The sequence below is a fragment of the Gammaproteobacteria bacterium genome (assembly GCA_016199745.1).
Lineage (GTDB): Bacteria > Pseudomonadota > Gammaproteobacteria > Acidiferrobacterales > Sulfurifustaceae > JACQFZ01.
Window position 1 is genome coordinate 1 of sequence record JACQFZ010000064.1, and the last position, 15,171, is coordinate 15,171.

Consider the following 15,171-nt stretch of genomic DNA (forward strand, 5'->3'; position numbering starts at 1 on the left):
ACAAGAACGCGTTGCGACGACGGCGGCGCCCCTGTCGGATCCACCGTTCTAGGAAAATACCTCGTGCCGGTTTCTGTTTCCGACGAATTCGCTCAGGCGCTTGCCAGCATTTAGGCGCGGATTTGGACCGCCACTAACAACTCTCACTGGAAAATTGCCGGCCGACCAACTCTTCCGTCAGACTACACAAGGAGTCTTGAATTCGACGTCGATGTATTAAAAAACTTTGAAACCACGGAAACAGTCGACCTCGTCAAACTGGGTTACATCGAAGATGACCTGCTCCTAAAAAAGAATTTTTTATACCGAAATACCGCAATGACTTTTCCGACCGACGTTCAGGTAACTGTAAAGACACTTAAGAATAACAAAGAGAAAAGTGGTTTCTGGGTCAGATGTAATCCGCGCGCTTACGGTAATTCAAAGCCAGCGCGGTATCCGTTCAACTCGGTCAGCAGTCCCACAGAGAGACTCCTTCCGCCGGGAAACTATCAGCTCTGGGTTGAGGATTCCGCAGGAAAAGTCCTCAACTCCCAACCGATATCCATCGGCGATAACGGCAAGTCTCAGACCATCATGTTCGCAATCGAATGAAGCGGCTAGTTCGGCATCTAACCGGCAGCTGGGAGCGCCTCGCCCAAGTGGCAACAGTTATATCCACTGCCTTGAGTAAATTTATTTTTCCCATACCGTTGCTGTACATGAACGAAGATCAGTGGTCCAACTTTTCGAGATTTCTTGTCGCGATGATTGTCGGCTTGTGGTTTGGACCACTATCGATATGGAAGGCACATAGGTTTTTTTTGAAATGGTGTATCGGTGCCGCGACCTGCGCTCTACTGACGCTAGGATTGTTTATTTTTTATGCTTACCTTCAGACTCAATGGACGGTTCCCTATTCAGGCAATAGGGTAGTAATAGGACAAACACTAACTTCGACGGCCGAAGAATATAGTCGGTCGATAAAGGTAAAAAGAGGACATGCCCCAATGGCACTGCTTTAAGCAAAAACACCGCGTCATTCCCGCGAAAGCGGGGATCCATGCCGGGCTAAACAACGTCGGATATGCCGTATGGATTCCCGCCGGCGCGGGAATGACAGCTGTTTCTTGGTACGCACGGCTTGTTTGTACCTCATTTTCTTGCAGCACCCCGAATGGCCGCTCCTGGCCGGTTACAGTCGATGGAGATGTTGCGATTTCAAATTGATCTGACACCGTCTGTCAGATTGAGTCTGACCTAATACAACAAATCGAATCATAGGTCCGCCACCGACAGCATCCCAACAACTACCGCCATAAACCGTAGTGTTACATCGCCGCCAAAAATGAGCGTCCAGCCAAAACACCTTCGGCTTCAGCTTGGCGAACCAACGTCTCAAGCAATAAGCGTCCGGGAAAGATCGAGGCCGAAGCGGATTAAATGATTTCGTTCTACGCGAGGAACGTGTAGGTCAACCCGCCCACCCCGCAGGCAAGAACGACCGGAATGATCCCAATCTTGAAACGCCACAACGCCACAAACGCCGCGATCCCGATCAACACGGAGAACCACTCGAACGTGCCGTGAAGGCCTTGTGGCCACAGCACGTGGTAGGCGAAGAACATCGCGAGGTTCAGAATCACAACGTCGCCGTTACAAATTCTAGAACGGTTTCGGGCATCGCCGGTCCACATGGCGCTGGTCGTGAGCCAGGGCGAAGTACGCGGGTTGGTAACGCTGCATGACGTGCTCGAGGCCATGGTGGGAGAACTTCCGGTCGAGGGCGAAACGATTGAGAAGAGCGTCGTGCAACGGGACGACGGTTCGTTTTTGATTGATGGCATGCTCTCGATCGCCGAGCTCAAGGAGTTGTTGGCGCTCGCGCAGATGCCGGAGGCAGCCGCGGACTACGAGACCGTAGCGGGCTTCGTGTTGGCGCATCTCGATCGCGTGCCGCAGATCGGTGATCATTTCGAATGGGGCAGTTGGCGGTTTGATATCGTCGATATGGATGGGACCCGCGTTGATCGAGTGTTGGCGACACCGCAAAAAGATCCATCGGAAGACAACACTGGCTGAACGGGATGCCATCATGGGACGAATGCTAACGGTGCATAGATGACGAAGATTCCTCTTCATGCCGGCGTTGTTAGCGCCATGCTGGCCGCGGCGCTGTTTGGCGCGAGCGTTCCACTCGCCAAGCTGTTGGGCGGCACGGTCGTGTCGCCGCTGGTGCTCGCCGGTTTGCTCTATCTCGCTTCGGGGTTGGGATTACTTGCCTGGTGGCTGTTAAACCGCGCGCGCGTTAACCGCAGCGCGCACGATGCGGCGCTCACGCGCCGCGATCTTCCCTGGCTTGCAGGCGCGATACTCTCGGGTGGCGTCGTCGGCCCGGTATTGCTCATGATGGGTTTGATGCAAGCGACGGCGGCCAGCGCGTCGCTGCTGCTCAATCTCGAAGGTGTTCTTACCGCGTTGCTCGCGTGGTTCGTGTTTAAGGAAAACTTCGATCGCCGCATTGCGCTAGGCATGGCGTTGATCGTTGCCGGTGGTGTGGTGTTGTCGTGGCCGAGCGGTGCGCGCTGGGAGACGTCACTCGGGACGTTGTTCATAGTCGGCGCCTGTCTTTGTTGGGCCATCGATAACAACCTGACGCGCAAGATCGCCGCCGGTGATCCGGTGCAGATTGCCGGGCTGAAGGGGTTGGTGGCGGGACTGACAAACACAGGTATCGCGATCAGCTTTGGTGCCACGTTGCCCAACGTCAACACGGTGCTCGCGGTCGGTGTTGTTGGCATGCTCGGTTACGGCATGAGCCTGGTTTTATTCGTGCTCGCCTTGCGTCATCTCGGCAGTGCTCGCACGGGCGCGTATTTTTCGGTCGCGCCGTTCTTCGGCGCTGCGTTATCGTTGCTGTTGCTGCACGAGACGCCGGGACCATTGTTCTGGATCGCGGCAGCGTTCATGGGCGCTGGCGTGTGGCTGCATCTGACGGAGCGTCATGAGCACGTGCATCAGCACGAAGCGCAATCACACGCCCATCGTCACGTGCACGATGAACATCATCAACATCACCACGACTTCCCTTGGAATAGCTCAGAGCCGCACGTCCACTTACACCGGCATGATCCGATCGTGCACAAGCATCCGCACTATCCCGATATTCATCACCGTCATCGGCACCGGCATTGACGCAGCAAGTAGTCGATAGCGTATGAGCTGGGCGCTGTTCTTCTCGGCGTTGCTCTCGGCTACGCTCTTGCCCGGAAGTTCCGAAGCATTGCTGCTGTATCGACTGAGCGTCGGCGACAACGTATGGCCTGCCGTGTTGACGGCGACGGCGGGCAACGTACTCGGCAGTCTCATTACCTACGGCATGGGGCGGCTCGGCAACGAGGCGCTGCATCGTAAATGGCTTCGCATGTCACCGACGGCGCTCGCACGCGGCGAGCGCTGGTTCCAGCGGTACGGTCGACTCGCGTTGCTGTTCGCTTGGCTGCCCATTGTCGGTGACCCGCTTTGCCTTGTCGCCGGCTTATCGCGGAGCTCTCCTGGATGGTTCGTTACTCTGGTGACAATCGGCAAGCTTGGGCGCTACCTGCTTATCGCTTGGGTGTTTTAGAACGCTTTGTAGATCGGCGACTCACACAAATGATCCGCCGATCGAAATGACTCTCAGCGATAGCGGTCTATTCGCTATTCGTTAGCGTCGCCCGTCATGGCGGCGTCCTTCCACACCAGGTCGCTTGAAATCCATAAGCTCACAAAGTTCTTTAGAGTAGCGTTAGCACTCTTGATTGTAGAGTGCTAACAATAGGCGTAGTGTGATAGCGCCAAATTATGGGAGGGAGCGCTGTGAAATTTCACGGCCTTTTCATAGGGATAGACCGCTATTCTTCACCTTTTATTAACTGGCTATCATGTGCCAGACGGGATGCCATAGCGCTCCATGCGCTGTTCTCGGATAACTTCGGTGGTAATACGCGCCTGTTGCTCGATGAGCACGCTACCCGCGAGGAGATCGAAGCGGCATTCGAGGGCCTGTCACAATGCAGCCCCAATGACATCGTCGTCATCGCCTTTTCTGGGCACGGCAGCAGCACCCACGAACTAGTCACTTACGACGCCGACGTAGACCGACTGGCGGACACAGCGATTCCACTCGAGCAGCTCGGAGACTGGTTCGCGAAGATTCCTGCTCGCCAGGTCATCTGCCTCCTGGATTGCTGTTTTTCGGGCGGCGCTGGCGCGAAAGTCCTGTACGCGCCCATCACGCCCCGCAATCTCGCTTCCGAAACCACGTTGCTTGAACAGATTTCCGGCGATGGCCGACTGATCTTCACGGCCTCATCGGCTACTCAGGCCGCTCTTGAAAGCCACCGCTATCGTCACGGGTTGATGACGTATCACTTAATCCACGCGCTGCAGGGAATTGGTGAAGTCATCCAGGCTGGCCGCGTCTCCATCCACCGTCTCCTCGAATACGTCGTGCAGCGGGTGATCGATGACGCCCGTATGTTTGGGCGCGAACAGCAGCCAAGCCTGCGTGGAAAGATCGACGGCGAGCTGACTTGGCCGGCGTTACGCCCCGGTGATCTTTACCACACAGCATTTCCGGAGCGCCGTACCGCAATAGCGAGTGCGGACGTAAAGAGCCTTGCCGCATTTGGCTTCCCACCGGAGTTGATTGACGCCTGGGCCGGTGCGATTCCGGCGCTGAACGAACTGCAGCAGAGCGCGATCAACGAGTACGGACTACTCGAAGGGAAAAACCTCCTCGTCTCGGCACCGACGTCTTCCGGGAAGACGATGGTCGGCGAGCTAGCCGCATTGAAGGGTGCCATCGAGCGCAAGCGCGCCTTCTTCCTGCTGCCGCTCAAATCACTGGTGAACGACAAACACAAGTACTTCACCAAAGTCTACGGTCCCTTTGGTTTGCGCACGATTCGGGCAACCGGCGAGATAGCGGACGACATTCCCGAACTCATGCGCGGGCGGTTCGACATCTGCCTCATGACCTATGAAAAATTCGCGGCGCTGATTCTCGCGAATCCTCATCTCCTGGAGCAGGTTGGCACCATCGTGGTGGATGAGGTCCAGATGGTGACTGATCCTAACCGGGGCGCGAATCTTGAGTTCATCTTGACGTTCCTGCGCGTGAAGCAGCAACAGGGGGTGGAGCCCCAGATCATCGCGCTCTCTGCTGTGATTGGCGATACGAACGGCTTCGAGCGCTGGATCGGTGCACGCCTGCTGCGCCGTCATCAGCGACCGGTACCGCTTAAAGAAGGGATCATGCGCACGGACGGATCGTTTCGCTACATCGATGAGAAAGGCGATGAGAATACGACGAAGCCGCTCTTTCGTCCGCAGCAGGGGAAGGGAAGCAGTCAGGATTGGATCATTCCACTGGTGCAACGGCTGGTAGCCGAGGGTAAGCAGGTGATCGTATTTCGTGCACTGCGTGGTGAGGCGCGCGGTTGTGCGAACTACCTTGCAAAAAACCTCGGGTTGCCCCCAGTGCAAGCTGCCCTCAATGCATTACCAAGCGGCGATGTTTCCAACGCCTCCCAGACCCTGCATGACACGTTAGCCGGAGGCGTGGCTTTTCATATTTCCGACCTCGACCGTGATGAACGGTGGATTATCGAAGAGCAGTTTCGTGCGCCTAATTCGATGTTGCGTGTTATCGCCGCGACAACGACGCTCGCGATGGGCGTCAACACGCCGGCCTCGGCGGTCGTGATAGCAGGACTGGAACATCCGATCGAAGGGGGAACGACTCCTTATCTCGTTGCCGAGTACAAAAATATGGTCGGTCGCGCCGGTCGGCTGGGGTTTACCGAGGCCGGCGAATCCTACGTCATCGTGACGTCCGCCCAAGAAGAGCATCACGTCTGGGATAGATATGTGAAGGGGACGCCCGAAGATTTGCATTCGCATTTTGTTAACCTCGATACGGATCCGCGTTCGCTGATCATTCGCGTGCTCGCCGCCGCTGAATCGTGGGCCAAACAGGGTCTCTTCGAGGAAGAGATCATTGGATTCTTAAGCGAGAGCTTCGGGGCATTCGTGCAGCGACTGCGTCAGCCGAGTTGGGCGTGGAACGCGGAGATTGTCCGGCAGGCACTCCATGAAATTGCACTTCACAAACTATTACAACGTCGCGATGACGGTCGCTATGAGATTACTGAACTCGGTCGGCTCGCCGGTACCAGCGGAACGGAGGTCGAATCGATGATCCGTCTAGTCGAGGTCCTCGGATCGATGGCGCCTCAGGAGCTAGACGATCAAACGCTCGTTGCAGCGACGCAGGTGACGGTCGAGCTCGACGATGTGCTATTTCCGATGAATAAGAAGAGCAAGCACAAGGAACCACAGCAGTGGAGTGGCGAATTGCGGCGGCAAGGTGTCGCGAATAACGTGATCGCGTGGCTCGAACGGTGGACGCGCGCTGATTTTGTCAAAGTTATGCGCTGGAAGCGCGCGGTCGCGTGCTTGTGTTGGATGAGCGATCTGCCGTTGGTTGACATCGAGCGTCATCTCACCCAATTCGGCGGCGCATTCGACGGAGCCGCCGGCGCCATTCGATCTACTGCGGCACGCACGCGCGATCTGTTTCCGGTTACCGTGCGCGTCGCCCAGTTGCTGCACCCGAGTCTCGATTTACAGATGCGCGAGCAACGCCTCTTGGCGCGATTGGAAGCAGGAATTTCTGCCACGATGGTCGAGGTCGCAATGGTCCTCGGCACGGAGCTGTCGCGGGGTGACTACCAACGGCTCGAAGCCCGCGGCATGAACACCGTGGACGCGCTGGATACCGCCAAAGAGACGGATTTGCTGTTGGTTCTTGGCGGTGACCGGCAGAAAATGTCTAGCGTCAAACATGCCGTCGCTCGCTACAAGACCGAGCAGCAGAGGGCCGTGAAACCAACGGTTGCATTTCGGGGGAGAGGCGAAGATCTTGCACGTGATGGACAAACACACCGACAAGCGCTTTCGGGTGTCTACCTCCAAGAAATCCATGATCGAGGTCGCCGCCGAGCGCGGCATGTACGATTTCGAGTTTATGGGCGTGCCTGTGACGATGGAACCCGGACTCGCGGAACTGGAGTCGAAAGCGGCGAACGTGATTAAACGGATTGTTGAGGAAGAGCGCCTGCACCATGACGATCAGAACGAGCGCACGACGCTCGCATGTTTTCTTGCCGTACAAATGGTGCGCACGCGAGCGGTGTATGTGACCCAGCAAGATTGGATGAAGCGACTGGAAAAGTGGCTACGTGCGGAGGGTGCGCCTGAGGAGTTCTTCAAAGCCGATCCACACGTTGGCACCGGAGAAAATGCCGAGAAGGTACTACTCGCTCGAATGATTCACAGTGCGTCGTCGGATTTCGCGCCGGCGCTCGCCGAAAAGGATTGGGTATTGTTGAAGACCGACCTCAACACGCCATACCTGATAGGTGATCATCCATTGGCGATGTTCAACCATATCGACCATTCGCCCCGCGGAAACTTGGGCATCAAAGTGCAAGGTATCGAGCTCTATTTTCCGCTGAATCCGACGCTCGCGCTTGGAATGTGGTGTCCTTCAATCCAGCAAACGCTACTTGAGGGGTTCAAAAAGCTGGATGGACTCAGCGAGAGCGCTCCGGAGGCTGTAGCGCCATATATGCAGGCGTGGGAGGACGGCATTCAAATTGTTGAAGCAATACGAAGCGGCTCGACTTTGCCCAGCCGACCCGACAACATTACACATTTCAACTCATTGCAAATCGCCACCTCGGAGCGTTTCCTGTTTTCCTGCAACGGTGACTTTGCGCTAGCGGAACAAATGATTCGCGACAATCCGGCCTTTAAGCACGGCAAGCGAGTGGATGAAGCGACGGGTAAGTTTTGACATCAGACGAAACTCCAACGCCTTTTCGAGCGTCGCACACCGGCAATTCGAACGCGGATTTTCCGTGCATAATCATTAGAGTAGTTACTTAAGCCGACTCAAATCGTACTGTGATGCGTCGTACTGTACCCTCATGCCGTGTCTTCGTTATTGCACATCGCCAAACTAGCTTTGTTTGGACGTACTGTGTCATTTTTTATGTACAAAATTTCGATGCCGATGGGGCGACCAGTTGTGCGTTGGTCGTGCGGGCATTGCGCGAAATGGGCGCGGCGCATGTCAGCTATGTCGTGCCGAATCGATTTGAATATGGCTACGGTCTAACACCGGAGATCGTCGCGCTCGCGGCGCAGCATGAGCCCAATCTGATCATTACCGTCGACAACGGAATTTCCAGCGTCGACGGCGTGCGCGCCGCCCGCGATCGCGGCATTCGCGTGCTTGTGACCGATCACCATTTGCCCGGTGCGGTGTTGCCGGCGGCGGACGCGATCGTCAATCCAAACCAGCCCGGTTGCGATTTTCCGAGTAAGAATTTGGCCGGTGTCGGTGTCGCGTTCTACGTGATGGCGGCGTTGCGCTCGCAGCTGCGTGCCAGGGGTTGGTTTAGCGAACGCAATTTGCCGGAGCCGAATCTCGCGCGTTGGCTCGATCTGGTGGCGCTCGGCACTGTTGCCGATGTTGTGCCGCTGGATCACAACAACCGCATCTTGGTGGCGCAAGGTTTAGCGCGCATCCAAGCGGGGCGCGTATCGGCCGGCATCCGTGCTATCGCCACCGTCGCCGGGCGGGTGTGCGAACGCCTGTCGGCAACTGATCTCGGTTTTTGTATTGCGCCGCGGCTTAACGCCGCCGGCCGGTTGACCGATATGTCGCTCGGCATCGAATGTTTACTGACCGACGATCCGGCAGCGGCGGCAACGATGGCGGCGCGCCTCGATGAGCTGAACCGTGAGCGTCGCTCGATCGAGGCGGAAATGCAGGAACAGGCGCTCGCCGCCGTGCGCTCGCTGCATTTGCAGAGCGCATCGATCCCGCGAGGACTTTGCTTGTTCGACGAGAGCTGGCATCAAGGCGTCGTCGGCTTGGTCGCCGCCCGCGTCAAAGAAAAATTTCATCGCCCGGTCATCGCTTTTGCGCGCGGTACCGATGGCGATATCAAAGGGTCGGCGCGATCGGTACCGGGTCTGCACATTCGCGACGCACTCGACGCCGTCGCCACGCGCCATCCGCAGCTGCTGCGCAAGTTCGGCGGCCATGCGATGGCCGCCGGGCTTACGCTGGCGCAGGGCGCATTCGACGAGTTCGCGCGTGCCTTTGACGAGGAAGTGAGCCGTTGGCTTAGCGACGACGACTTGTGCGGCAAGATCATCAGTGACGGCGAGCTCACGCCGGCGGAACTAACGTTGCAGCTGGCCGAACTCGTGCGTGCCGGTGGGCCGTGGGGCTCGGGATTTCCGGAGCCGGTGTTCGACGGTGTTTTTGATCTATTAGATCGCCGCGTCGTCGGCGGCAAACACCTCAAGTGCAAGTTGCGGCCGGCGGCTGGCGCACGGCCACTCGATGCCATTTTATTCAATGCCAATACCACTGACGCACCGGACCGCGTGCGCGCCGCCTACCGGCTCGATGTGAACGAATACCAAGGTAACCGTTCGTTGCAGCTGGTGGTCGAGCATTTGGAACCGGCGGTTTAGTTAACTCATCGCGACCCGATTCCAGCGAGACGTGTATACCGGACCCATTCCGGCGGGTAAAATTCCGACGCATGCAAACTCTCGAACAGTACGTCGGCAACACGCCGTTGGTGCGCCTACAGCGTCTTCCCGGCAACACGACTAACGTTATTCTCGCCAAGCTTGAAGGCAACAATCCAGCCGGATCGGTTAAGGATCGCCCAGCGCTGTCCATGATCAACCGCGCCGAGGCGCGTGGCGACATCAAACCCGGCGATACGCTGATTGAGGCCACCAGCGGCAACACCGGCATCGCCTTGGCGATGGTGGCGGCGATGAAACACTACCGCATGGTGCTGATCATGCCGGAGCACATGAGTGTCGAGCGGCGCGCGGTTATGAAGGCATTCGGCGCCGAGATTATTTTGGTGTCGCAGAAGGAAGGCATGGAGGGCGCGCGCGATTTGGCGTTGAAGATGCAGGCCGATGGCAAAGGCCGTGTGCTCGATCAATTTGCTAACGCCGACAACCCGCTGGCGCACTACGAAGGCACTGGGCCGGAGATCTGGCGCGACACTGGCGGGCGTATCACCCATTTCGTCAGCTCGATGGGCACGACCGGCACGATTATGGGCAATTCCCGCTTCTTGAAAGAGAAGAACCCGGCGGTGCAAATCATCGGTGTCCAACCCGGACCGAACGCATCGATTCCCGGTATCCGCGCCTGGCCGAAGGAGTACTTGCCGAAGATCTACGACGCTTCTCTTGTCGACCGTGTTCTGGAAGTGACGCAAGTCGAGGCCGAGGAGATGACTCGGCGGTTGGCGCGCGAGGAGGGCATCTTCGCCGGCATTTCCTCCGGCGGCGCCACCAGCGCCGCGCTACGGTTATCGCAAGAAGTAAAGAATGCCGTCATCGTCGTCATTGTTTGCGACCGCGGCGATCGTTATCTTTCTACAGGTGTGTTCCCCGAGTGATGAACGTTCTTGTCTTTGACATTGAGACCGTACCGGATATCGACACCGGCCGCCGTCTTTACCAGCTCGACGGCTTGAGCGACGCCGATATCGCCCGCGTGTTGGCGACCAAGCGCCGGCAACAAACCGGCGAGTCGGATTTCCTGCGCCATCACATGCACCGCATCATTACGATTTCGGCGGTGCTGCGGCACAACGATACGCTCAAGGTATGGTCGCTCGGCGAACCGACCTCCGACGAGCCGGAATTGATCCGCCGTTTCTTCGACGGCATCGAGAAGTACACGCCGACGCTCGTTTCCTGGAACGGTTGCGGCTTCGATCTGCCGGTGTTGCACTATCGCGCACTGAAACACGGCATTCCGGCGCCGCGTTATTGGGAGAACGGCGGCGACGATTCCAGTTTTCGCTATAACAATTATCTGAACCGATTCCACGAGCGCCACACCGATTTGATGGATGTGATCTCCGGCTACAACGGCCGCGCCATCGCGCCGCTCGACGAAGTAGCGGTGCTGCTCGGCTTCCCCGGCAAGATGGGTCATAACGGCGCCGACGTGTGGGATCAGTTCCAGGCCGGCAACATCGAAGGGATTCGCAACTACTGCGAGACCGACGTTCTTAATACCTATTTGGTTTACCTGCGCTTCGAAATGATCCGCGGCAATCTCGATGAAGCCGGCTGGACGCGCGAGACCGATTTGGTACGCAACACCTTGCGCACTGCCAACAAGCCGCACTTGCACGAATTTCTCAGCGCTTGGAAATGAGCCGCCGTCAGCACGCGACCCCGCCGACCGACGATAGACCGGCAACGAAGCGCGGCGATGTAACTGTCGCGACGGTCGAATCGTTGACGCACGACGCGCGTGGTGTCGCCCGCATCGACGGCAAGACGACGTTCATCGAAGGCGCATTGCCGGGCGAGCAGGTGCGTTTTCGTTATCACAATAAATATCCTCGGTACGACACCGGCGCGGTACAGGAAGTGCTATCGCCGAGCCCGGAGCGGGTAACGCCGCCGTGTCCGCACTTTAATGTCTGTGGTGGTTGCAGCTTGCAACACATGTCGCCGACGGCGCAGCTCGATGCTAAGCAACGAGTATTGGCAGAAACACTCGAGCATGTGGGCAAGGTGCAACCGGAGCGTTGGCTGGCACCGATCAGCGGTCCGGTCGATGGCTATCGTCGGCGCGCACGCCTGGGCGTTCGTTATGTATCGAATAAAGGCGGCGCGTTAGTCGGGTTTCGTGAGCGCCGCAGCTCGTTCATTACGCCGCTCACGACTTGTCTTACGCTCGATCCGCGGGCGGCGGCGCTGTTGCCGGCGATGCGCGCGCTGGTGACGCGGTTATCGCGACCCAACCGTATCCCGCAGATCGAAGTCGCCGCCAGCGACGATCAATTGGCGCTGGTGCTGCGTCATCTGGAACCGCTGACCGACAACGATCGTGCGCAGCTGCGCGATTTCGCCGCGATGTACGGCGTCACGATGTACGTTCAGCCCGGCGGTACCGACACGATGGCATTGTTGTGGCCGGAGTCGCCGCCGGCATTGGTGTATGCGTTGCCGGCGTTCGATTTGCAGCTGGCGTTTACGCCGGTCGATTTCGTTCAGGTGAACGCCGCGGTTAATCGCATGTTGGTCGAGCTTGCGGTTACGTTGCTCGATGTCAAAACGACCGATCGTGTACTCGATCTCTTTTGCGGTCTCGGCAATTTCACGCTCGCGCTCGCACGCCGCGCTGCGCAGGTCGTCGGTATCGAAGCCGATGTCGGCTTGATCGAGCGCGCCCGTGCGAACGCGCAGCGCAATGGCCTCAGCAACGTCGAATTCCGCACCGCCGATTTGTTCGACGACGACGCGCCGGCGTCGTGGACAGAGGACGGCTACCAAAAGCTCCTGCTGGATCCGCCGCGGGCCGGGGCGATCGAAGTTATTAAGAGATTGCCGGCGTCGAATCCCGGACGCATCGTTTACGTAAGCTGCAATCCGGCGACACTCGCGCGCGACAGCGATTACTTGGTGCACCAGCTGGGATTTCGGCTCGAAGCGGCCGGCGTTGCCGATATGTTTCCGCACACGAGCCACGTCGAATCCATCGCTTTATTCACCCGATCTTGATCGATGCCGACTGAACATACCATTGAAGTCGATGTGCCCACGCAGACGTTGGTGCTACGTGATCGCGGTGGTCGCGTGTTGTTCGAAACGAAGATCGCCACCGCGCGTAACGGTGTTGGTGAGATTAGGAACAGCGAACGCACGCCGCGCGGCAAGCACATCATTCGCGCCAAGATCGGCGCCGGCCAGCCGGCGAATGCGGTATTCGTGTCGCGCCGCCCGACCGGTGAAATTTACACGCCGTCTATGCGCAAATTATTTCCGAACCGCGACTGGATACTCACCCGAATTCTATGGCTGTCCGGCCTCGAGCCGGGACGCAATCGCTTGCGCGATGTCGATACCATGCGGCGTTACATTTATATTCATGGTTGCCCTGACGAAGATCCGATGGGCGTTCCCAGCTCGCGCGGTTGTATCAAAATGCGGAACCAAGAGCTCATCCAACTGTTCGACATCGTCGCTGCGGGCACGCCCGTCACGATCAAGGAGTAGTAAGGCATGACGCTCGGTCCGGTAATGCTCGATGTCGCCGGTGTGGCGCTCACCAACGAGGAGCGCGAGCGTCTGCGCCATCCGTTCGTGGGCGGCGTCATTCTGTTCTCGCGTAATTATCAATCGCCGGCGCAAGTGGCGGCGTTGGTGGCAGAAATTCGTGCCTTGCGCGAGCCAAATCTGTTGATCGGTGTGGACCATGAAGGCGGAAGAGTGCAGCGCTTTCGCAACGGTTTTACACGACTGCCGCCGGTGCGGCGTTTCGGCGAGATTTACGACGAGAACCGTAAGCGCGCCAAGCGTTTGGCGCACACCGCGGGTTGGCTGATGGCGATGGAATTGCGTGCCGTCGGCGTCGATTTCAGCTTTGCGCCGGTGCTCGATCTCGATCGCGGCGTCAGTCAGGTCATCGGCGACCGCGCGTTTCACTCCGACCCGGATGCGGTCGCCGATCTGGCGACTTCTTATATCGGCGGCATGGCCGAAGCCGGCATGGCCGCGACCGGTAAGCACTTTCCGGGCCACGGTGGCTGCGAGGCGGACTCGCACCTAGCGTTCCCGGTCGATAACCGCAGTTACGCCGACCTGTACGTGGAAGATCTCATCCCGTTCGAACGCCTAATCCAGAACGGCCTGGCCGGTATCATGCCGGCGCATGTGTTGTACCCGCAGATCGATACGCAGCCGGCCGGTTACTCACGCATCTGGCTGCAAGAGGTGCTGCGCGGGCGCCTTAATTTTCAAGGCATTATTTTTAGCGACGACTTGTCGATGGAAGGCGCCAAAGGCGTCGGCGGAATGGTCGAACGGGCGGAATTCGCGCTCGCCGCCGGTTGCGACATGGTGTTGGTCTGCAATGATCCGGCCGGCGCCGCTGTTGTACTGGACGGCCTACGGCCGCGCGCCGAGCCGGCATCGCATTTACGTCGCACGCGTATGCATGGCCGGCCGTTGGCGGCGCCGATCGATCTCGCGACCGCGCCCGGCTACGACGATGCCGTGCGCATGGTGACGAATATCGCCTGAGCTCGACCGGTATTTTTCCGAAAAAATTTTTACTGATTTCTTTGATTCGCTGGCCGGATGTCTCATAATTACGGAAGCAGCGGAATATTTCCGTGCAAGGGGGTAAGGGTAAATTGGCAGATCCTATTAGACCGCTCAAGAAGTTGAAGCTCGAAAGCTTCAACAATCTCACGAAGACCTTGAGCTTCAACATTTACGATATCTGCTATGCGCCGAGCGAACAGGCGCAGAAAGAATATATCGCCTACATCGACGATGCGTATAACGCCGAACGTCTGAAGAGCATCCTCACCGAGGTTGCGCACATCATCGGTGCCAACATCCTCAACATCGCTCATCAGGATTACGACCCTGAAGGCGCCAGCGTGACCATGCTCATCTCTGAGCTGCCGCTGAACGAGGAGCCGTTGAATCCCGAGGCCCCGGGCCCGTTGCCCGAGGAGCATCCGCACGTGCGCCAGCCGCATCAGGATGCCGTGGTCGCGCATCTCGATAAGAGCCACATCACGGTGCATACGTATCCGGAAGTCCATCCGGACAACGGCATTTGCACGTTCCGCGCGGATATCGACGTCTCGACCTGCGGCAAAATTTCGCCGCTGCGGGCGTTGAACTACCTGATCCACACGTTCGAGTCGGATATCGTCATCATCGACTACCGTGTGCGCGGTTTTACCCGCGACGTGAAGGGCGTGAAGCACTACATCGACCACAAGATCAACTCGATCCAGAACTTCGTGGATAAACCGACGATGAATCGCTACCAGGCGATCGACGTCAACGTCTATCAGGAAAACATCTTCCACACGAAGCTAATGCTGAAAGAGTCGAAGCTCGACAACTATCTATTCGGCGTCAAAGAAGCCGAGTTGTCGCCGGCCGACGCCAAAGTTGTCCCGCAACGGCTGAAGCACGAAATGGCCGAGATCTTCTACGGAACGAATATCGTGCGGGTCACCTAAGTCCTAAGGTCCCGGTGTGAATCGGGAC

Annotated in this window: 12 protein-coding genes and 1 pseudogene; 12 read left to right on the top strand and 1 reads right to left on the bottom strand. The window is 57.9% G+C overall.

From position 1 onward, the window contains the following. Positions 1 to 1,433: 1,433 nt before the first annotated feature. A pseudogene (locus tag HY308_16705) lies at positions 1,434 to 1,625 on the bottom strand (chromate transporter). Positions 1,626 to 1,686: 61 nt separating this feature from the next. Here HY308_16705 and HY308_16710 point away from each other — a divergent pair. The 12 genes from HY308_16710 (at position 1,687) to speD (ending at position 15,143) form a co-directional block, all read left to right on the top strand. After that, entirely contained in the window at positions 1,687 to 2,061 is a 375-nt protein-coding gene (locus HY308_16710) for a hypothetical protein (GenBank protein MBI3899916.1), read from the top strand. Positions 2,062 to 2,100: 39 nt separating this feature from the next. After that, positions 2,101 to 3,174: a DMT family transporter gene (locus HY308_16715; GenBank protein ID MBI3899917.1), complete on the top strand. Its 1,074-nt coding sequence runs from the start codon at positions 2,101 to 2,103 to the stop codon at positions 3,172 to 3,174. A gap of 22 nt (positions 3,175 to 3,196) precedes the next feature. Next, a complete protein-coding gene (locus HY308_16720) occupies positions 3,197 to 3,604 on the top strand; it encodes a DedA family protein (GenBank protein ID MBI3899918.1) in 408 nt (135 codons plus the stop codon). A gap of 233 nt (positions 3,605 to 3,837) precedes the next feature. Continuing rightward, complete coding sequence (locus HY308_16725) at positions 3,838 to 7,119, top strand: DEAD/DEAH box helicase (protein MBI3899919.1); 3,282 nt, start codon at positions 3,838 to 3,840, stop codon at positions 7,117 to 7,119. Beyond that, positions 7,007 to 7,882, top strand: coding sequence for a DUF4238 domain-containing protein (locus HY308_16730; protein ID MBI3899920.1), 876 nt, complete (start codon positions 7,007 to 7,009; stop codon positions 7,880 to 7,882). The genes HY308_16725 and HY308_16730 overlap by 113 nt, the downstream gene beginning before the upstream one ends. 113 nt (positions 7,883 to 7,995) lie before the next feature. Further along, the gene (recJ, locus tag HY308_16735; protein MBI3899921.1) at positions 7,996 to 9,579 is read left to right on the top strand and encodes a single-stranded-DNA-specific exonuclease RecJ; all 1,584 of its coding nucleotides are present in this window, start codon (positions 7,996 to 7,998) and stop codon (positions 9,577 to 9,579) included. A 71-nt stretch (positions 9,580 to 9,650) separates the two neighbouring features. Further along, positions 9,651 to 10,535, top strand: coding sequence for a cysteine synthase CysM (gene cysM, locus HY308_16740; protein MBI3899922.1), 885 nt, complete (start codon positions 9,651 to 9,653; stop codon positions 10,533 to 10,535). Further along, positions 10,535 to 11,305, top strand: coding sequence for a 3'-5' exonuclease (locus HY308_16745; protein ID MBI3899923.1), 771 nt, complete (start codon positions 10,535 to 10,537; stop codon positions 11,303 to 11,305). Before cysM ends, HY308_16745 begins: the two co-directional genes overlap by 1 nt. Further along, a complete protein-coding gene (gene rlmD, locus HY308_16750) occupies positions 11,302 to 12,660 on the top strand; it encodes a 23S rRNA (uracil(1939)-C(5))-methyltransferase RlmD (protein MBI3899924.1) in 1,359 nt (452 codons plus the stop codon). Before HY308_16745 ends, rlmD begins: the two co-directional genes overlap by 4 nt. Before the next feature lie 3 nt (positions 12,661 to 12,663). After that, positions 12,664 to 13,155, top strand: a complete 492-nt coding sequence (locus HY308_16755; protein ID MBI3899925.1) for a L,D-transpeptidase — start codon at positions 12,664 to 12,666, stop codon at positions 13,153 to 13,155. 6 nt (positions 13,156 to 13,161) lie between these two features. Continuing rightward, positions 13,162 to 14,181 (top strand): beta-N-acetylhexosaminidase, encoded by a 1,020-nt coding sequence (nagZ, locus tag HY308_16760; protein MBI3899926.1) that lies wholly within the window; start codon positions 13,162 to 13,164, stop codon positions 14,179 to 14,181. Between the two features lie 125 nt (positions 14,182 to 14,306). Then, positions 14,307 to 15,143, top strand: coding sequence for an adenosylmethionine decarboxylase (gene speD, locus HY308_16765; protein MBI3899927.1), 837 nt, complete (start codon positions 14,307 to 14,309; stop codon positions 15,141 to 15,143). Positions 15,144 to 15,171: the final 28 nt, after the last annotated feature.